Origin of the sequence: Psychrobacter immobilis (assembly GCF_003148585.1) — a bacterium.
GTDB lineage: Bacteria > Pseudomonadota > Gammaproteobacteria > Pseudomonadales > Moraxellaceae > Psychrobacter > Psychrobacter immobilis.
The window spans coordinates 119,262-139,473 of record NZ_QGGM01000005.1; the positions used below are offsets into that span (position 1 = coordinate 119,262).

Annotated in this window: 15 protein-coding genes; 7 read left to right on the forward strand and 8 right to left on the reverse strand. The window is 45.0% G+C overall.

Features of this window, described 5'->3' with window-relative positions:
- Window positions 1-71: 71 nt before the first annotated feature.
- Entirely contained in the window at window positions 72-1,445 is a 1,374-nt protein-coding gene (locus C8D84_RS06295) for an NAD-dependent succinate-semialdehyde dehydrogenase (protein WP_109590847.1), read from the forward strand.
- Between the two features lie 95 nt (window positions 1,446-1,540).
- Here the strand turns inward: C8D84_RS06295 and C8D84_RS06300 are convergent, their stop codons facing one another.
- The 3 genes from C8D84_RS06300 to C8D84_RS06310 all read right to left on the reverse strand — a co-directional run bounded on the left by C8D84_RS06300 (window position 1,541) and on the right by C8D84_RS06310 (window position 6,215).
- A complete protein-coding gene (locus C8D84_RS06300) occupies window positions 1,541-2,983 on the reverse strand; it encodes an APC family permease (protein ID WP_109590849.1) in 1,443 nt (480 codons plus the stop codon).
- Between the two features lie 310 nt (window positions 2,984-3,293).
- On the reverse strand, window positions 3,294-4,556 hold the full coding sequence (gene gabT / locus C8D84_RS06305) for a 4-aminobutyrate--2-oxoglutarate transaminase (RefSeq protein WP_109590851.1): 1,263 nt from the start codon (window positions 4,554-4,556) through the stop codon (window positions 3,294-3,296).
- Between the two features lie 183 nt (window positions 4,557-4,739).
- Window positions 4,740-6,215, reverse strand: a complete 1,476-nt coding sequence (locus C8D84_RS06310; RefSeq protein ID WP_170108280.1) for an NAD-dependent succinate-semialdehyde dehydrogenase — start codon at window positions 6,213-6,215, stop codon at window positions 4,740-4,742.
- A gap of 262 nt (window positions 6,216-6,477) precedes the next feature.
- Here C8D84_RS06310 and C8D84_RS06315 point away from each other — a divergent pair, with 262 nt between their 5' ends.
- Window positions 6,478-7,242 (forward strand): IclR family transcriptional regulator, encoded by a 765-nt coding sequence (locus C8D84_RS06315; RefSeq protein WP_055123914.1) that lies wholly within the window; start codon window positions 6,478-6,480, stop codon window positions 7,240-7,242.
- Window positions 7,243-7,304: 62 nt separating this feature from the next.
- Here C8D84_RS06315 and C8D84_RS06320 read toward each other — a convergent pair whose 3' ends face one another.
- The 3 genes from C8D84_RS06320 to C8D84_RS06330 all read right to left on the reverse strand — a co-directional run bounded on the left by C8D84_RS06320 (window position 7,305) and on the right by C8D84_RS06330 (window position 11,009).
- The gene (locus C8D84_RS06320; protein ID WP_109590853.1) at window positions 7,305-8,354 is read right to left on the reverse strand and encodes a histone deacetylase family protein; all 1,050 of its coding nucleotides are present in this window, start codon (window positions 8,352-8,354) and stop codon (window positions 7,305-7,307) included.
- A gap of 55 nt (window positions 8,355-8,409) precedes the next feature.
- The gene (locus C8D84_RS06325) at window positions 8,410-9,636 is read right to left on the reverse strand and encodes a CaiB/BaiF CoA transferase family protein (protein WP_109590855.1); all 1,227 of its coding nucleotides are present in this window, start codon (window positions 9,634-9,636) and stop codon (window positions 8,410-8,412) included.
- 188 nt (window positions 9,637-9,824) lie between these two features.
- The gene (locus tag C8D84_RS06330) at window positions 9,825-11,009 is read right to left on the reverse strand and encodes an acyl-CoA dehydrogenase (protein WP_109590857.1); all 1,185 of its coding nucleotides are present in this window, start codon (window positions 11,007-11,009) and stop codon (window positions 9,825-9,827) included.
- Between the two features lie 175 nt (window positions 11,010-11,184).
- On the opposite strand from C8D84_RS06330, the gene C8D84_RS06335 reads away from it, so the two are divergent.
- Window positions 11,185-12,012 (forward strand): IclR family transcriptional regulator, encoded by an 828-nt coding sequence (locus C8D84_RS06335; RefSeq protein ID WP_109590859.1) that lies wholly within the window; start codon window positions 11,185-11,187, stop codon window positions 12,010-12,012.
- A gap of 73 nt (window positions 12,013-12,085) precedes the next feature.
- On the opposite strand, the gene rtcR is transcribed toward C8D84_RS06335, so the two are convergent.
- A complete protein-coding gene (gene rtcR / locus C8D84_RS06340; RefSeq protein ID WP_109590861.1) occupies window positions 12,086-13,792 on the reverse strand; it encodes an RNA repair transcriptional activator RtcR in 1,707 nt (568 codons plus the stop codon).
- Between the two features lie 254 nt (window positions 13,793-14,046).
- Here rtcR and C8D84_RS06345 point away from each other — a divergent pair, with 254 nt between their 5' ends.
- Complete coding sequence (locus tag C8D84_RS06345) at window positions 14,047-15,279, forward strand: RtcB family protein (protein WP_109590863.1); 1,233 nt, start codon at window positions 14,047-14,049, stop codon at window positions 15,277-15,279.
- Between the two features lie 331 nt (window positions 15,280-15,610).
- Here the strand turns inward: C8D84_RS06345 and C8D84_RS06350 are convergent, their stop codons facing one another.
- The gene (locus tag C8D84_RS06350; protein ID WP_109590865.1) at window positions 15,611-16,120 is read right to left on the reverse strand and encodes a hypothetical protein; all 510 of its coding nucleotides are present in this window, start codon (window positions 16,118-16,120) and stop codon (window positions 15,611-15,613) included.
- A 154-nt stretch (window positions 16,121-16,274) separates the two neighbouring features.
- On the opposite strand from C8D84_RS06350, the gene C8D84_RS06355 reads away from it, so the two are divergent.
- From C8D84_RS06355 to C8D84_RS06365, 3 genes are all read left to right on the forward strand, one after another.
- Window positions 16,275-16,733 carry a DIP1984 family protein gene (locus tag C8D84_RS06355; RefSeq protein WP_087813740.1) on the forward strand — a complete coding sequence of 153 codons (459 nt, stop codon included), beginning with the start codon at window positions 16,275-16,277 and terminating at the stop codon, window positions 16,731-16,733.
- 330 nt (window positions 16,734-17,063) lie between these two features.
- Window positions 17,064-18,167: an RNA 3'-terminal phosphate cyclase gene (rtcA, locus tag C8D84_RS06360; RefSeq protein ID WP_109590869.1), complete on the forward strand. Its 1,104-nt coding sequence runs from the start codon at window positions 17,064-17,066 to the stop codon at window positions 18,165-18,167.
- A 207-nt stretch (window positions 18,168-18,374) separates the two neighbouring features.
- On the forward strand, window positions 18,375-20,183 hold the full coding sequence (locus C8D84_RS06365) for an FMN-binding glutamate synthase family protein (RefSeq protein WP_109590871.1): 1,809 nt from the start codon (window positions 18,375-18,377) through the stop codon (window positions 20,181-20,183).
- Window positions 20,184-20,212: the final 29 nt, after the last annotated feature.

The window sequence follows — 20,212 nt, forward strand, 5'->3', positions numbered from 1 at the left end:
AGCACGCGCATAAAAATATAGACCCAAATGGATTTTCAACCCAATAATATTTTAGAATAAAGGACATAGCTATGAGCGATTATCAAGTTAATAACCCAGCCACTGGCGAAGTAGAAGCCACCTACCCTACGGCAACTGAGCAGGACATCCAGAACGCTATTGCACAAGCCGATACCGCTTATCAAGATTGGCGTCAGGTTTCATTGGGTGAGCGCAGTGCCATACTTCATAAAATTGCCGATATCTATCTTGAACGTCAAGACGAGCTGGCTCGCATCGTTGCCAATGAGATGGGCAAGCCCGTTGCACAAGCAAAAGGTGAAATCGGTCTAGTTGCCGATATCTATCGCTATTATGCAGACAACGCTGAGCAGCTACTAGCACCTAGTACCATTGATGTTGATTCAGGGTCAGCTTCGGTAGAAAAACGTCCTGTGGGCGCTCTATTAGGTATCATGCCGTGGAACTACCCGCACTATCAAGTGGCACGTTTTGTCGCACCAAACTTTATGGCAGGCAATACCGTTATTCTAAAGCATGCGCCGCAATGTCCTAAGACTGCAGAAGCCATCGCTGATATCCTAAAAGATGCTGGTTTACCAGAGGGTGTCTATAACAATGTGTTTGCCACCAATGAGCAAGCGGCAACAATCATCGAAGACAGCCGCGTACAAGGCGTTTCGCTAACAGGTTCTGAGCGAGCTGGGCAAGCGGTTGCTAAAATAGCAGGCGGCGCGCTGAAGAAAGTCGTGCTAGAGCTTGGCGGTTCAGACGCCTTTATCGTTGCAGCTGATGCTGATATCGAACAAGCTATAAAAGGGGCTATTTCTGGTCGTTTTGGCAATACAGGACAAGCGTGTAATGCTGCCAAACGCCTTATCGTCGTCGAATCTGTGTATGATAAATTCGTTGAAGGGTTTACTAATGCCGTAAGCAATATGGCACTCGCTGATCCACTTAATGAAGATACCTTCATTGGTCCAATGTCTTCAAAGGCAGCCGCAGTTAACTTGCAAGAACAGCTCGATAGCGCCATTCAAGCAGGCGCGACCATATTGGTCGAAGGCGGCATGGTCAAAGACAAGCCGGGTGCGTGGTTTAAGCCTGCGGTATTGACAGATGTAACTGAATCCATGGCTGTCTATCGTGAGGAGCTATTTGGTCCTGTGGCGGTCGTCTACAAAGCTTGTGATATCGATCATGCCATCAAGATAGCTAATGATGTGCCTTTCGGACTTGGCGCTTCTATCCAAACGCAAGATGCTGCGCTAGCCGCTGAGATTGCTGAGCAATTAGAAGTCGGTATGGTCACTATCAATGCGCCTTCTGGTAGCGAAGCCAATACCCCGTTTGGCGGCGTTAAACGCTCAGGATTTGGTCGCGAGCTTGGCACCCTTGGTATTACTGAGTTTTTAAACTATAAATTGATTCGTGATAAGTCGTAATCGATAGAGTCATTTTTAGAAAAATAAAAAGCCTAACATTGACTGTTAGGCTTTTTTTGTAGGACAATTTTATTAAAAATAACCCATCAAAAAAACTATTGCTTAGGTGGGTTGTCTTTTAACCACAACTGATTGACGATTTTTAATTCACGTAGCTCTTCTGCCATAATTGACTCGCTAATACCTGGATACTTCACCCTTGCATAGCCATATAACGCAATGCCTAAGACTGTCCAGCCAAAGAAAATCCACCACTCGATAGGGGTTAGTGCAGATGGCATACCTGGCATATACAGCATGAGTATTCCAAAACTTAGCGCAATCGTGACCATACCAACGAGCTTACCTGCTGGTATTCTAAATGGGCGTACCATATCAGGCTCGCGGTAGCGAAGTACTAAGAATGAGATAGCGACACAGGTATAAGCAATAACGATACCAAAACCACCAGCATCTACGATCCACACCAGCATTTTACGACCAAACAAGGGTGCTAGAGTCGCCAAACCACCAATCAATAAAATGGCATTCGACGGCGTCTTATACTTTGGATGTAGCTTGCTTAAAAATGCGGGCAACATACGTGCTTTTGACATGGCATAAAGTAGTCGGCTACCACCAATCAAGAAGGCATTCCAACTTGATAAAATACCAAGCACACCGCCAATGACTAATAAAATACCTGCCCACTTGCCATGCCAAGCATTGGTCATCGCATCCGCAGTGGCGAGCGTTGAGTTTTCGGCTTGTAAGAGTGGCAAGGTCGTGCCAACACTCCAAGCGATACCCACATACCACATTACCGCAACGACAATCGATAAAATCAAAAATTTACCAATATTGGGACGCGTTAAATCAATTTCTTCTGCCGCTTGCGGAATAACGTCAAAGCCGACAAACATAAACGGCACCATGATAATAACGGCCATCATACCGCCAATACCACCGATGAATGCAGGTGCTTGCACTGAGTTTGAGCCTTCAGGATTGAACATGACTGCGCCAATGAACAGCAACGTACCAACAAATAAGATGCCCAATACGGCCGTCTTTTGGAACCACGCACTGACTTCCATACCGCGGATATTTAGCCAAGTGACGATGACTGAGCCTAGCATCCCGACGCCCACCCAAGTGGCATAAACATCCCAACCAGCGATGGTCCAGAGATACCCTTGATTGTAATTGGGGATAAAATACTCTACGACTGTCGGCAAGGCAACCGCCTCAAACGCGACCACCGAAAAATACCCAAATAAAATACTCCATGAGCAGATAAAGGAGACATTTACCCCCAGTGCTCTATGCGTATAGGTATGCTCACCGCCCGTAATCGGCATCGATGCGGCAAGCTCGGCATACGTCACACCAATCAGTATCACTGCCAAACCGCCTATCAAGAACGCCAGCATTGCGCCCCACGTCCCGGCAGATAAAATCCAACCACCAGCCAAGACTACCCAGCCCCAACCAACCATAGCACCGAATGCTAAGGCGATAATATCTAGCGTCCCTAACGATTTTTTTAATTCAGACATAACCTGCTCCTTGTCTGTGTGTCATCCGTGTTAACCCTTGACGGTCACACTATTTTTTGTTTAGTGGGATAGTACCCATCATAATTATCATATATACCTTTTGATCCAAGCTGTTCGGCACTACTTGTTTCATATTCAAATAGTACAAACAGCAACGGCGTCTTGACTTGCAAGGCGCCGTTGTAAAAAATGTACTCAAAGCGAGTGCCATATGGGCAATCTTGCTGTGCTATTAAAGATAACCTTCTAACCAAGATCGAGGCTTGATTAAAAGTGATGTATTTCACTATAAATAAACACTGAATACCTATTAAGCGGTTAGGATACCTTTGATAATATCTAGACCTTCTTGGAGCACTTCATCTTCAACCGTCAATGGCACCATCACACGAATGGCGTTGCCATACATACCGCAAGACGCTAATAATAAACCTTGCTCAAACGCTTTGGCTTTTAGGTTAGTAGTCGCTTCCACATCAGGCTTGCCATCACTATCGATTAGCTCAAACGCTAGCATGGCGCCTTTATGGCGTATATGACCGATACTGCTTAAGTTTAAGCCCTTTAAGAAAGCTTCGATTTTGTCGCCAATCTCAATACTGCGCTCAAGTAGGTTTTCTTCTTCGATAACTTCCATGACAGCGAGTGCAGCCACACAAGCCAGTGGGTTACCAGAGTATGTACCGCCCAAACCGCCGACTTGCGGCGCATCCATGATATCGGCGCGACCGATAACGGTAGAGATAGGATAACCACCTGCCAAGCTCTTAGCACTGGTCATTAGATCTGGCTCAACGCCCAACTGCTCGGTGGCAAACAACGTACCCGTACGGGCAAAACCACACTGCACTTCATCAAAAATCAAGACAATGCCATGTTCGTCGCAGATATCGCGTAGAGATTTGGCAAATGATGGGGTGACTTGATGGAAACCACCCTCGCCTTGTACTGGCTCGATAATCATCGCCGCCACTTCGCTAGGATCGATATCCGCTTGGAAAATCATCTCAAGGCTATGCAGCGCTTGTGCTTCTGTGACATTTAGCTCTTCAGCTGGGAATAGCGCATGGAATACAGGGCCTGGCATTGGACCAAAGTTCTTTTTGTACGGCAGCACTTTACCTGTCAAACTCATGCACATTAAAGTACGACCATGCCAACCACCAACGAAAGAGATAATACCTGGGCGACCAGTTTTCGCACGAGCAATCTTGATACAGTTTTCGACCGCTTCTGCACCAGTGGTTAAAAAGAAGGCTTTTTTCTCACCGCTGATAGGCGCTTTTTCGCAAAGTTTTTCGGCAAGATCTACATAGCATTCATAGTTGATCATTTGCGCCGCAGTATGGGTAAACTTGTCAAGTTGCTCATGCACGCGCTGGGTAATTTTTGGATGGCTGTGACCAGTATTCAGTACTGAGATACCACCAACGAAGTCAATATAACGATTGCCTTCAACATCCCAAACTTCTGAGTTTTTGGCTTTTTCTGCAAAGATGGGATAGGCAACGCCAAGTCCTGTTGGTAACACAGCTTTACGGCGCTCAAGTAGTGATTTATTGGTAGTCGTCATGGGAATGTCCTTTTCTTTATTTTTAACATAAGTGCCAATGATTGAATGGCGGTTTTGAGGAATGGTTTATCTAATAGTTAACAGTTATTAGTTGCTAGCTATAAAGGGGATTCATGGTGCTGAATCCCGTTCGATACGGTGTGACAATTAAAACCTTAAAAGAGAGCGCATGTCGCTAAACGATTAGCTGACGTCAGAGCACCAGTATTTGGTCACGACATATTCTTCGATGCCGTATTTTGAGCCTTCGCGGCCAAAGCCAGACTGCTTAACACCGCCAAATGGGGCGACCTCGGTAGAAATCAGACCCGTATTATGACCAATAATGCCGTATTCAAGACCTTCGGTAACGCGCCATGAACGTGCATAATTGCCACTGTAGAAATAGGCAGCCAAGCCGTAGATAGTATCGTTGGCCTGACGAATAACGTCTGCCTCATCTTTAAAAGTAAAGATAGTGGCGATAGGGCCAAAGATTTCTTCGTGCGCGATATCCATCTCAGCACTGATATCGGTAATGACCGTTGGATTGTAAGTAAGCTCTGAGGCGTCATTGGTGCTGCCGCCAGCGATAAGCGTCGCGCCTTTGTCTAAAGCATCTTTGAGTAGCGCTTGCACTTTTTCTAGCGCCTTTTGATTAATCAAAGGACCAATATCCACGCCTTCATCCATGCCGTTACCGACATTTAATTCAGCGACTTTTTTCACAAACACATCTAAGAATTCATCTTTAATGCTATCTTGCACATAGACACGGTTGGCACAAACACAAGTTTGACCAGCGTTACGATATTTAGAGGCGATTAAGCCTTCAGCTGCTTTTTCCAGATCAGCGTCATCAAAGACGATAAATGGCGCATTACCGCCCAGCTCTAACGACAGTTTTTTGATGGTTGTCGCACATTGAGCCATCAAGGTACGACCGACTTCGGTAGAGCCTGTGAATGAAAGCTTATGAATACGTGCATCGCCCGTTAGGATATCGCCAATGGTTGATGATTTGCCCGTCACTACTTGGATAACGCCTGCTGGAATACCTGCTTGCTCAGCCAAGGCAGCCAGTGCCAAGGCAGAAAATGGCGTTTCAGTCGCAGGTTTAATAATCATCGTACAGCCTGCTGCCAATGCTGGTGCGGCTTTACGAGTAATCATCGCTGCTGGGAAATTCCAAGGCGTGATCGCCGCGCAAACGCCAACGGGCTGCTTTAGGACGACATGGCGCAGTTGTGACTGATTGGCAGGGATAACATCGCCATAAACACGCTTGCCTTCTTCGGCAAACCAGCGGATAAAGCTATTGGCATAGCCCACTTCACCGCGCGACTCGTTTAAAGGTTTGCCTTGCTCAGCGGTCATAATGATAGCCAAATCTTCTTTATTGGCATCGATGAGGTCTGCCCACTTTTGTAGTAGATCAGCACGCTCTTTTGGGGTTTTGGCTGCCCAAGTGATTTGGGCTTCATGAGAGGCGGTAACCGCGTCGTTCACATCGTTGGTCGTTAGGCTTGGTACCGTACCGATGATATCGCCGTTAAAAGGATTGCTCACATCAATAGTCGAGTCATCACTAGCGGCATGCCAGCCATCTTTGATGAAACACTGCTGTTTAAGTAGATCTGGGTTCGATAGCTGTAGCGTAGACTGTGACAGTTGTGACATTGTGACGCTCCTTGTCAATTGAGGTTTGCAAATAGGATTCGCAGATTTATAGCGATAAGTGAATGACAATAAATAGAAGGTTATGATTTAAATAATTATTGATAACTTGTTAAGTGTTCAATATACTGAACATCTATTCTATATATGAGACATCATTATAAGAATGATAGCCAGCTATTTGCAACCCCTATTCTCATTTTAATGATGATTTATCGCGTTATTTTTATATTTTCCCAATTTTACTGACTTTTATAGGTTCCTTATGAGCTCAACTGCCGTTCCTGCCTTGGACAAAACCTTTCAGATTTTAGATTTAATTACTGATAGCTCACAGCCTTTAACCGCAGCTCATATTGCTAAAGAGCTCAATCTACCACGTAGCTCAACCCACAATATTTTGCAAAGTCTTTTGACCAAGCATGTCATCTATAAAGACAGCGATAGCCGCTTTCATTTAGGCTCTTATTTGATGTATTGGGCGGGTAAGTATGAACAGCAGCAAGGCGTCATCCAGTTATTTAAAGACCTCATTGTCCAGTATCCGATTCTTCTTCAACATACAGTTACTTTATCTAAGCTTGATTTAGGTGAAGTGGTATTTTTAGCCTGTCATGAAGCTCCTGCCCCGCTTGGCTTTACCTTTCGCGCTGGTGTTCGCGTACCAGCAGTATTCTCTGCTACCGGCAAAGCCATGCTCTCAACCTTCTCTATGGACAGTATAAAATCTATCTACGCTACCGGTTTCCCCGCACCTATTACCCAACACGGTGTTGATAACTTTAGCGATTTGTCCACCGAGTTGACCGCCATTCAAAACAGTCGCATCTCACTCGATGATGGGCAACTGCGCGAAGGGATGTATTGTTTGGGTACTTATATTCGCAATGCGTCAGGCAATGCCGTTGCGGGTATGGCAGTTAGCTTTTTGCAAGGCGAATATGAGTCCAAGCGTGCTGAGGTCAGTGCTGTTCTGATTGAATTAGCGCAGCAAATTGAGCAGCGTTTGGGTTTTATCGATAATAAATAAAGTTAAAACGCTGCTAGTTTCTTGCTTACTTCAAACTCTTTCAGTTATTTTGGTGATAACTGTTAATCTTCTGAAATAAGCCCTGATAAAAATGCTTGCAAATTGTCATTGAGCTTTTGCAAGTAATACCCGCCCTCGACTAAAACAATCAGTGGTTTGTTTAACGCTTTTATCTTTTGTGCCAATATTTTAAATCCTTGCGTACTCACCGCACATCTCGCTTCTGGGTCGTTCTCGTAAACATCAAAACCTAAGACATGCACAATGACATCAGGGTCAAATAGCGTTATCGCTTCAATAGATTTATCAACATACTCAAAAAACCCAGCTTCATCGGTGCCATGTGGCATCGGGAAGTTAATGTTATAGCCTTCACCCACGCCTGTGCCCCTTTCAAACGCATGCCCTGTCACGGCGGGATAAAAGTTAACGGGGTCACCGTGAACCGAGGTATAAAGCACATCGCTGCGATCATAAAATATCTCTTGGATACCCTGTCCGTGATGCATGTCGGTGTCTATGATGGCGATTTTTGCATATTTTTGCCGCAGATGTTCAGTAATGATGGCTGCATTATTTAGATAGCAAAATCCGCCAGCGGCGCTTTTGCGAGCATGATGACCAGGAGGCCGTGAGAAGCAAAGCTGTATATGACTTTCGGCACGCTCGGTATCTGACAAATCATCGTTCAGCAATGCTTCAGCTGCATTGAGTGCAGTCTGCACCGACCAATAAATAGATGTCCAAGAATGCTCGCTGATAGGCGCGCTATCATCCGCTTGATACTTTGCTGCTTTTGCCATGATACCGATACCGGGATTGTCATACGGCAAAAAAATCCCCGTCTGTACCTGCGCGCCCAAGTCTTCCTCGACTGCTATCCAGTCATCATAGCCATGTTTGAGAAAATCCACATAACCAAAATCGTGAACCGCTAATATAGGCCCAATGCCAATATCGGTAACGGTCGTCACCTCTAACCCTAACGCTGCTGGTGCTTTTAAAAACTCGACCATGCGCTCTGGTATCTCTAACGGCTCATGCATCTTTCCATAAGAGAAATAAGGGAGTGGTCTATGTAGACTTAGATTTTCATGGCTATATATCTTCATGCTTAACACTCCTTTGTTTAACATTTTTTCCAATGGCGCTTTTCTTGATGCCTAACTAAACAATCCCATCGGCTTTAAGCTTGGCTATCATGTCGCTATCATAGCCCAAATCAGCAAGCGTACTATCGGTATGCTCGCTCAATTGTGGTGGTGGCGTACGATAAGTGACGGGTGATACGGATAACTTGATAGGATTGCCAAGTGCTCTTACCGGACTACCTTGCTCAGTGAAATTAACGACCATCTCGCGTGCCAGTGCTTGCGGCATGGCCAATGCTTCAGCGACATTATGAATCGCTCCGCACGGGATACCTGCTTGATCTAAAACCTCCAACCAATAAGTACGTGGTTGCTCGGCAAACTTCTTGCTCAGCTCATCACACAGCAGCTCGCGGTTGGCAACACGGTTAGGATTGGTCGTAAAGCGATCATCGGTATGCCAATTAACTGCAAGCACATCGCAAAGTTTGGCAAACTGACTGTCATTACCACAGGCTAAGATAAAGTGCTGCTCGCCCTGACCTGCGAATACTTGATAAGGAACGATATTGGGATGCTGATTGCCCAGTCTGGGCGGCACTTTGCCTGATGCCAAATGGTTCATACCCACATTGGCCAGCATCGCAAGCGCACTATCTAAAAGCGCAACGTCTACCTGTTGACCTAACTCCGTAGTCTCACGAGCAATCAAGGCCGCTTGAATGCCAATCGTCAGCTGCAAGCCTGCAAACAAATCGACCACTGCCACGCCGACTTTATGCGGTTCGCCATCACTAGGACCTGTGATACTCATCAGCCCTGACAACCCTTGGATAATATAATCATAACCAGGGCGCGCGGCATCTGGCCCTGTCTGACCAAACCCTGTCAATGACGCATAAATCAGGCGCGGATTGTGTTGTTTTAGACTGTCATAATCCAAGCCGTATTTTTTTAGACCGCCCACTTTGAAGTTCTCTACCAAGATATCACTATCAGCGGCCAGTTTCTTAATGATGGCCTGCCCTGCATCAGTAGTGATATCGACCGTGAGTGACTTTTTATTACGGTTAATCGTCGCATAATAAGCAGACGTATCATCGCTAAATGTTGGCGGTGCCCAGTGGCGAGTTTCATCGCCAATATGTGGACGCTCAATCTTGATAACTTCGGCACCAAGATCAGCAAGCACTTGTGTACAAGAAGGCCCTGCCAGCACTCTCGATAAATCGAGCACCTTGATGCCGTGCAATGCGCCTTTTGCCAATTCATTGCTGTTATCGCTATTGCTATCGACAGTCATAATAATCCCTTATTGTGTGGCGTATTTTTGATAATAAAATTGTTATTCATGATGTAATTGCTAAGAAATTACATCATGAACAACAACTAAAAAACGTACGCTACTGTTAATGCCCTTTTTAACAAAAAGCCAAGCTGTCACGTACGTCATAGAATACAGTTGCACCAAACATTTTTAGCTAAAAACGCTTAAAAGAACGCTTGGATACCTGTCTGTGCACGGCCTAGGATAAGCGCATGGATATCATGTGTGCCCTCATAAGTGTTGACCGCTTCCAAGTTCATGACGTGACGAATGACATGAAACTCATCAGAGATACCATTACCGCCATGCATGTCACGCGAAATACGTGCGATATCCAGTGCTTTACCGCAGTTGTTACGCTTAATAAGTGAAATCATCTCAGGTGCGGCATTGTCTTCATCCATTAGGCGACCCACACGTAGCGCGGCTTGTAGACCTAGCGTGATTTCAGTCTGCATATTAGCAAGCTTCAACTGCACGAGCTGTGTTGCCGCGAGCGGACGACCAAACTGCTTACGATCTAACGTGTATTGACGAGCCGCTTTCCAGCAAAATTCTGCCGCACCCATCGCGCCCCATGCGATACCGTAACGCGCTTTATTCAAGCAACCAAACGGTCCTTTTAAGCCACGGATATCTGGGAAGGCATTGGCTTCAGGAACGAATACTCTGTCCATGACAATCTCACCCGTGACAGAGGCACGTAATGAGAACTTGCCTTCGATTTTCGGCGCAGACAAGCCCTTCATGCCTTTGTCTAAAACAAAACCACGAATCTCACCGGCATCATCTTTTGCCCAAACGACAAACACATCAGCGATAGGACTGTTGGTGATCCACATTTTATTGCCTGTCAACTCATAACCGCCATCCACAGCGCGCGCACGTGTCGACATCGATGAAGGATCTGATCCTGAATCAGGCTCAGTCAGACCGAAACAACCGATGTACTCACCTGTGGCAAGCTTAGGCAGATATCTTTCTCTTTGTTCTTCAGTGCCGTATGCATGGATAGGATGCATGACCAAGCTTGACTGTACACTCATCGCTGAACGATAGCCTGAGTCAACGGCTTCAACTTCTTTGGCAATTAAACCGTAAGCGACACTAGACAAGCCAGCACAACCATAACCTTCGATAGTCACGCCAAGTAAGCCCATCTCACCCATTTGACGCATGATATTACGGTCAAAATTCTCATGACGATTGGCTTCAACGATGCCAGGCATCAGTTCTTTTTGAAAGAACTGGCGGGCGCTGTCCGTGACCATGCGCTCTTCGTCAGTAAGCTGATCGCGTAATAAAAACGGATCTTCCCAATCGAAACTTGGACGCGTAGATGTTGCCATGTGGATCTCCTTGATGTCAGTCTTCCTGACCGACGATTAGTAATTAATGAATAAATTAGCTTAATAGTTTATTGACTTACCAATTCCGCTGTGCGAAACTTAGTTTCATAATTTAAAACCATTTAAGCAAAGTTTTACCGCGCTGTAAACCTTTATCAAAAAAAATGAGTATAAAATGACGAAACCCTTATCAACAGCTACTCCGCTACTCGATCGAATGACGACCATTCTTGAACAAAGTAAGGACGATAATGATCGTCAGTTCGTTACGGCACTGGGTCGCGGTCTGTCTTTACTCGCAGCATTTGAACATGATGATCGACTCACCCATCAGCAATTGTGTCAGATGACAGCTCTGCCAAAGGCAACCATCACTCGCCTGATTCACACATTAATAACGCTTGGATTTTTACGCATGACCGAGCACGGACAGTATCAACTAGGCAGTAGTGCTGTACGTCTAAGTGCTACCGCATGGAGTCGCCACGATATAGTCACAGCGGCTGAGCCATTACTGCGGCAGTTCGCTAGTGAGAATGAAGTATCAGTAAACTTGGCAACCGAAGTCGAAGGAGAAATGCGCTATCACGCTTGTTGTCGTAGCCCTGCTCGCTTATCAGTCAATTTGCAAGTTGGCTCAGCAGTGCCGGTCGCCCGTACTGCGATTGGGCGCGCTTTTTATGCGGCTAGCTCGCCAGCGAGACAGGCTGTCATCATGAGTAATCTACAAGAACAGTTATCTACCGAGGATTATAACCATGCACAAACTGCCCTAGCCAGCGCTGCAGCGCACTATGCAGAGCATGGCTATACGATATCAGATGGTGAGTTTTCTACTGATATATTGGCAGTAGCGGTTGGGGTCTTTGATGTTGCGACTGGACAATACGCCTATTCGCTCAATGCCAGTGTGCCAAGTGCCAACTGGGAATCAGAAGAATATGCAGCGATGATTGTGCCAAAATTGCAGGCGTTGGCGGAGCGGATTGGTAGTGGTGTTTAAAAGAGAACAAATGATAAATCTATAGTACAAGCATCATGGCTTAGTTGATGGGTTTTGTCTTATGAAAGATGCTTTATTTTAACTCATCAAACCGCAGCCCAAATTTCAGCAGATACTTACGCAATCTGTCGCTATCGTTCGGGCTTTTTAGCTTATCGCGTGAGTTGGCATACAGATAGCGCCCAGCCGCCGCTTGGTTTTTATGACGTATACACACCTCAATCACATACGCCAGTTGCACCGCATCAAACGGATCAATAGTTGTCAGAATCTCTTCATCGAGATATTTTCTTAAAATATTATGGCTACCCTGCTCGATGGTTTCACTATCTAGAGTAGTATCGGGGCTATTTTTAGTCCTGCCATTACCGCCATTTAAGCTATTAGAGCCGTTTGAACTGTCAGGCAATTCCCAAAGATGCGTTAAGCGTTCAATCTCCGCTTGCACATCATCATTGCGAATCACTTTACTCTCAGCAAGTGTAGTCAAACGAATCATGCTGGCAGTCAAATCACGAAAGTTCCCCTGCCATGTTGCATCCGCACTCATCGCAAAAGATTCATACAGCTGCCTTGCTTCTGGGGTAAATCGATAGTGCTGCTGCTGCTCGCTACCCAAGCGCGCTAGCTCGTAATCGATATTGGCAGGTAAATCTTCCAACCTGTCTTTGAGTGATGGCAAAAAGAACGTCCATGTATTGAGACGCGCAAACAAATCCGCCCGAAACTCGCCATTAGCAACTGCTTGTCGCAAGTCTTTATTGGTACCTGCCATCAGCTGAAATGACACGCTAATCGGCTTATCACTACCGAGCGGATAAAAGCGCTGCTCCTCAAGTGCGGTCAATAGCATCGCTTGCTCATCAAGCCCTAATTCGCCAATCTCATCTAAGAATAACAATCCACCATCAGCTGATTTTAGCAGCCCATCACGGCTCGTCGCAGCGCCCGTAAATGCCCCTTTGACATGACCGAATAACACACTCATGGCAGTGTCACCACGCAGCGTGGCGCAGTTGACCTCGATGAATTGTTCAAGCGTGTTCTTACCTTGCGTGCTACTGGCTTTGGCTTTTTTGAGCGCATAGATTTGGCCTGCCAATTGTGACTTGCCTGCCCCTGTTGCGCCCATTAGCAGTATGGGTGCAGTTGATCGGGTGGCTACCTTTTCGATATCGGAGATAAGCTTTTGATAAGCGGCGTTTTGGGTGACTAGATTGGCTTGCAAGGTTTGCCAATGTTGCTGTTTTTCTGCCTCAAAGCGTTCACGTAAGCCATCATAGCGCGAGACATCCAAGTCAATCACTTGATAGCGACCTTGCGGATCGGCTTGATCAGGTCTTGGGCAAGGGGAAGTCTGAATCAAATCTGCGGGGATAAAGCCCGCCTCTACCAATAAAAACCAACAAATTTGCGCCACGTGCGTACCTGTGGTCAAATGCAATAAGTAATCGGTACTATCCTGAAAATCAAATCCTGCGGCAAAATCATACAGCTCAGCATAAACATCGGCAAAATCCCACGGGCTAATCAAAGCCACATGATGACCAATAACGGTAGTGTTCGGACTGACTTTCGCCATGTCATCTTTAATAATTTTAAACAGCCGCTTATCGCGCTTGCTATATAAGATATGCAGCTCATCGACGAGCAACTCATCATGCAGGCCTAAACTGACGGTTGGTCGCCAACGCTGCCAACGCTTGTCATTAAAGCCATTGTCTAAAGTAGTGCCGAGGAAGCCGATGACGGCAGTTTTGTTGTTCGAATCACTGTTCATAATATTACTTATCGCTGATTATCATTAATAAATAGTATATTATTTTCTATCTAGTTAGATATATTTCTATATATTTTTAGCCCATGGTTAAATAAATATTTTTATTCGAAAAAAATACAAAAATTAAACCATTTACTATCAATTACTTATGACTAAATACTGAATATCTTAAAAACTTGGCATGTCCTTAGCATTATATAAAGTAAGAATTATCTTCAATAATAAACAAACTTTGCAACGCTAAGGAATACAACATGCAACCAACCACTCATAACATCATTCAAGACGGTGGAACGCCGATTAGACTCTGGACTAAGGGCGTGCCTGTCGATCCAAAAGCGCACGACCAATTGATCAAAGCCTCAAAAATGCCATTTGTATATAAATGGCTTGCGGTGATGCCCGATGTACACGTTGGGATTGGCGCGACTATCGGTACGGTATTGCCAACCAAAGAAGCGATCATTCCGGCTGCCGTTGGTGTCGATATTGGCTGCGGAATGATGGCCGTACAAACCACCCTAACCGCAAACGATTTGCCAGACAGTTTGCTTGGTCTGCGTACGGAGCTTGAAAAAGCCATTCCACATGGTCGTAGTAAAACGCGGGGTCGCGGATCACGCCGTGATGTTGGCGCGTGGGCGAACCCTGACGACACCGTCATGAACGGTTGGGGAACGCTGGTTGATGACTTTAACTATATAACCCAAAAGCATCCTCGCCTAAAAAACACCAATAACCTTAACCATTTGGGTACGCTGGGTACGGGTAACCATTTCGTCGAGGTGTGCCTTGATGAAACCAACCAAGTTTGGATCATGCTGCACTCAGGCTCACGCGGTGTGGGTAATGCCATTGGTCGCTACTTTATTGAGCTGGCACGTGAGGACATGCGCAAGTGGTTTATCAACTTGCCAGATAAAGATTTGGCTTACTTTGCCGAAGGTACAGAGCATTTCGATGATTATTGGTTTGCGGTTGGTTGGGCGCAGCGTTTTGCTTTTAAAAACCGCGAAATCATGATGGAAAAAGCCGTCAAAGCCCTACGCCATATCATACCTAAGCCGTTTGATGCAGCCGTAAAAGCGGTGAACTGTCATCATAACTATGTAGAAAAAGAGCAACATTACGGCGAAGAAGTATTTGTGACCCGCAAAGGTGCGGTACGTGCCCGCGTTGGTGAATACGGAATTATTCCAGGGTCAATGGGTGCCAAATCATTCATCGTGCGCGGTAAAGGGAACGAAGAATCGTTTTGCTCTTGCTCCCATGGTGCAGGTCGTATCATGTCACGTACCGAGGCGAAAAAGGTATTTACAGTCGCCGATCAAATTGCACAGACTGCGGGCGTAGAATGCCGAAAGGACGCGGATGTAATTGATGAGATTCCAGCGGCTTATAAAAATATTGATGACGTAATGCAAGCACAAAGCGATTTGGTAGAAGTGGTGCATACACTGCGTCAGGTGGTTTGTGTTAAGGGGTGAGATGCTTTAATAAAAGGTTTAGGGAATCTTTTTAGCTTCGCAAGAGCCAAGCTGTGCTTGGCTGGAATTAGAAAAAGCAAAAGCTTAAAAAGCATGGCCTCAACATTTGAGTTCTTTAAATACTGCTACATATGCTTTTCATAATTTTGTTTTCATTAAGAACTTAGCTCGGTGCTCGTCCCTCGCACAAAAGAAAATACCTTACGTATTAGTCGTAGGCTACAGCTTTAGCCCAACATCTTGAACTTGCAGATTTATAAAGCTGGGTTAAAACTCAGCCTACTTTCACTACTTATTACACATTCACGGCCAATAATTTTAACAGATAAGTTTACTGCACTATGTGCAACCAACTCATGAGCAAAGCTATAAAAGTTGGAGAGTTATTTATAGAAGTTCTTATTAAGTCTTCTGAAAGAGACTTAAGCATTTCTGCAGGCATTTCACGGATTGCTTCCTGAATCCGTTGTTTTTGATTGCTATCTATATCTTCAGAACTGTTGACTTCTCTTGATAATAGCGCTTTCAAAGTATCTTCCTTAAACTGTACATTGATAGTGTTTAATATTGCTGAAAGCCCACCGTCATTCTCTATAAAATCAATACCTTTATGAGTTATAACAATTAACCTTACATCATCAATTGAAATTGGACAATCTCCAAGCCCAGTTTTAGATTGTTTAAAATTAATAAGCCCATGCTCTCTAAGATAAAAAGTGTTTTTAACAATATCGGACTCTGTAAAAGCTTCAACAATTTCTTTGCCAATTATATCTATCTCCTTCGGATATATTAAGGCAAGACTTTTAAGAATAATATTTTGAAGACTTCTATTTATCACTGTAGATTTCCAATCTATTAAATTTGTAGGATAGTTGAATTATAGCTAGTCATCAACAAAAGAAAATAGTTATTCAAATTAACAAATACGACAAAGGCAATTTTCTTTCATAGAACATATATATTACGATTATAAAAAATAAGAGAGAACCAAAATGAAACTCGCAGAAGCCCTACTTATCCGTAGCGATATGCAAAAGAAGCTAGCACAAATCAAAGGACGCATTCGTAGCAATGTCAAAGTCCAAGAAGGTGACACGCCAAATGAAGACCCAAACGCCCTAATGGTCGATGCCAGCCAAATCATCACCGAGCTGAGCGTGTTAATCGAGCGTATTCACCGCACCAATGCCATTGCTAAGAACAATGACGGTCAATCGATGCTGACGCTGTTGATTGAGCGCGACACCTTAGAGATGCGCCATAAACTATTGGTCGATGCAATAGCCGCCACGCATACCGAAACGGATCGTTATAGCCATCGTGAGATTAAATACAATGTCATGGTATCGGTGGCTAGTTTACAAAAGCAAGCCGACGATATCGCCATGAAACTGCGGCAAATCAATATTGTGATTCAGTCCAATAACTGGCAAATCGACTTAGTAGAATAGTTAATTTTAGATCACCAACTTTATAGAGAAATGACTATAAAACACCCTTTTGGAACCGACTGGGCGAGTGTTAAGACCCCGCACTCCACAACAGGGGGTTGAACAAATACTGCAGTGGCTACTTGACGTTGCGGGCAAACGTCTTTTTTACTTTTCATGCCCCGTACCTGTCACTTATCACACAGCACTATTTAGACCTTATCACCAGACACTGACAATCGGTTTCAATCTTATTTTTAATGCAACCCAAAATGCATCGGAAGCATTTCATTGAGTCTATTTTAAAAACATCACAAATCAATAGTCGTCCGAACTATAAAGACATTTATCATGACTAAAACAAAACCAAAAACCCTAAAAATCGACGGCAGCACAGGCGAAGGTGGCGGGCAAATCATTCGCACTGCCCTATCGTTATCTATGCTCACAGGCACACCAATCGAGATCACCAATATCCGTGCTGGGCGAACCAAATCAGGATTGATGCGTCAACACTTGATGTGCGTACAAACCTCGCAGCAAATATCAAATGCCACCGTGACAGGTGCGGTTTTGGGCAGTATGACGTTCACCTTTACGCCAAGTACAGTGAAATCGGGCGATTATACGTTTGATATCGGCTCAGCTGGCAGTACCAGTTTGGTGCTACAAACACTATTGCCAGCATTATTGTTTGCCAATACCAACACGCAAACGGTATCAACCGTAACAATAAAAGGCGGCACGCACAATCCGCTCGCGCCAACCACGGACTTTTTGCAGCAAGCGTTCGTCCCTGCAGTAGCGAAATTAGGTATGCACGTGGATATCGAGTTTGTACAAGCAGGGTTTGCGCCTATTGGTGGCGGCATGATTAAAGCGGCGATAACGCCATTTATGCGCCATGCAAGCGCTTCACAATTTAACCTGACTAAACGCGGTAAGCTTAACTGTATAGAGCTGGTCGCGAGCGTGCTCAATCTAGAGTACGACATTTGCAAACGCGAGCTTGCCTGTGCTCAAGCATCATTGGTTGAAGCAGGTATTGATAAGACACTAATTACGACTAAAAGCTTTAAATTGCAAGGCATTGGTGAAGGCAATAGCTGTTATGCACAAGTCAGTCATGAGGTTTCTGACACCCAAAATCATAAAGAACATCACGCCGAGGTGTTTACTTTACTAGGAGAAAAACGCAGCTCGGCGGAAAAGATAGGTTGTCGTTTATCAGGCTTAGTCAAACGTTATGTATTTAACACCGACTCACTGGTCGATGAATACTTAACCGACCAATTACTCTTACCGTTGGCGTTAGCAGGCGGTGGCGAGTTTACCGCGCGTGTCGTTAGTAAGCACGCTGAAACCCAAGCATGGCTCATTCAGCAATTTTTGCCCGTTGAGATTAAGCTTACAGTGATCGACGAGCAGAAAACTTTGGTACAAGTTGTCTGTTAAAATCACGCCACTAGCAACATCAACAGTAGCACTCTGTTACCCAATTACTGCTATGCAGTGATATCATATGTGTATGATGTAGGCGATAAATCTGAGCGCTTTGTCAGTGTCTAACAATAATGGTTCTAAGAGGGTGGTTTTTACCCTACTCTCTCTTTGAACCATTGTCACCTTTTTAATATTTATGTATTACTGTTGAGTGTAGCCATGCCCCAATCTCGTACCAATCTAAATCCTGAACCTAAAACCAACTCTCCGTATTTGGTCGGCTTATTGCTGCGTTATAGCACCTTTGGCGCTGCTATATTAATATTTTTAGCAGGTCTACTACTGCTAAATTGGTGGTTAATTATTCTCGGTGGGTTTGGGGTATGCTTGGGGATTTATGACGTCATACAATCAAAGCATGCTATTTTGAAAAACTATCCTGTTGCCGGACATATTCGTTATGTGCTTGAAGACTTTCGTCCTGAAATTCGTCAATATTTACTAGAAAATGACAAAGAGCAAGTACCGTTTTCACGCCAGCAGCGGGCGCTCATTTACCAACGTGCTAAGAATGTCAGTGACACCAATGCCTTTGGTACGCTAGATAATTTATACACCAATGGTAAAGAATGGTTTTTACAATCAGCGATTAGCCAACCTCTAGAAAATAAAGATTTTCGTATTATGGTTGGCGGTGAGCGTTGTCAGCAGCCGCATGATATGTCGGTATTTAATATCTCGGCGATGAGCTTTGGCAGCTTATCGGCTAACGCGATCATGGCGCTCAATCAAGGCGCAAAAATGGGCGGCTTTACTCATGATACGGGTGAAGGGGCTATCAGCCCTTATCATCGCAAGTTCGGTGGTGATTTGATTTGGGAGCTAGGTACAGGGTATTTTGGTTGCCGTGATGATAGTGGCAATTTTGACCCGCAGTCTTTTGCCGAAAAAGCGGTTGATCGGCAAGTAAAAATGATTGAAATCAAATTATCCCAAGGGGCAAAACCTGGTAAAGGTGGCGTGCTACCCGCGGAGAAAATCACCCAAGAAATCGCTGATACCCGTCAAGTACCGACAGGTCAAGATTGTGTGTCGCCCTCGTCGCATACAGCCTTTAGCACCCCGCGAGAATTGGTGGCTTTTTGGCAACAACTGCGCGAGTTATCAGGCGGCAAACCTGTGGGCTTCAAACTTTGTGTTGGTCAGCCTTGGCAGTTTATGGCCATTGTGAAAGCCATGATCGAAACCGACAACTACCCTGATTTCATCGTCATCGATGGCGCAGAAGGCGGTACTGGCGCGGCTCCTGTCGAATTTATGGACAATGTCGGCATGCCGATGGTTGAAGGGTTTTTATTAATACACAATACTTTGGTCGGCGCAGGCATTCGCGATAAAATCAAACTTGGCGTGAGTGGTAAAATCGTCTCTGGTTTCGATATTGCCCGTATGATTGCCTTGGGCGCAGACTGGTGTAATTCAGCGCGCGGCTTTATGTTTGCCGTTGGCTGTATTCAATCACGTTCGTGCCATACCAACACTTGCCCGACGGGCGTTGCCACCCAAGACCCGTATCGTCAAAAAGCGCTGGATGTACCAAGCAAAGCTGAGCGCGTCGCAAGCTTCCATAAAAACACCCTAAAATCCCTAGCCAGTATCGTTGGCGCGGTCGGCTTACAACACCCAAGCCAATTACAACCGTATCATATCGCGCGCCGCCTCGATGATGGGCAGATAAAACTATTATCGAAGTTCTTTTATTTTACGGATAAGGGAGCGCTACTCAATAATAGCGCCCGCGCAGATGTGTTTAATCAGATGTGGGTCATGGCGAACCCAGATAGCTTTTTAGCCAATGATGACGCCCTCATTGCTTATAATAAAGACTCACGGGATAAAGGCAGAGAAACCACCACATCGGTGGAACAGAGCCTTGGCAACTTTGCAAGTATCACAGGCGGTGGGCAGTTAATCGGTAACGTCAACAATACTTTTCGCGATGTTCCACTTAGCAATGATGAGAAATAGTGATTAGTATTTCACTATCCATGAGCGTT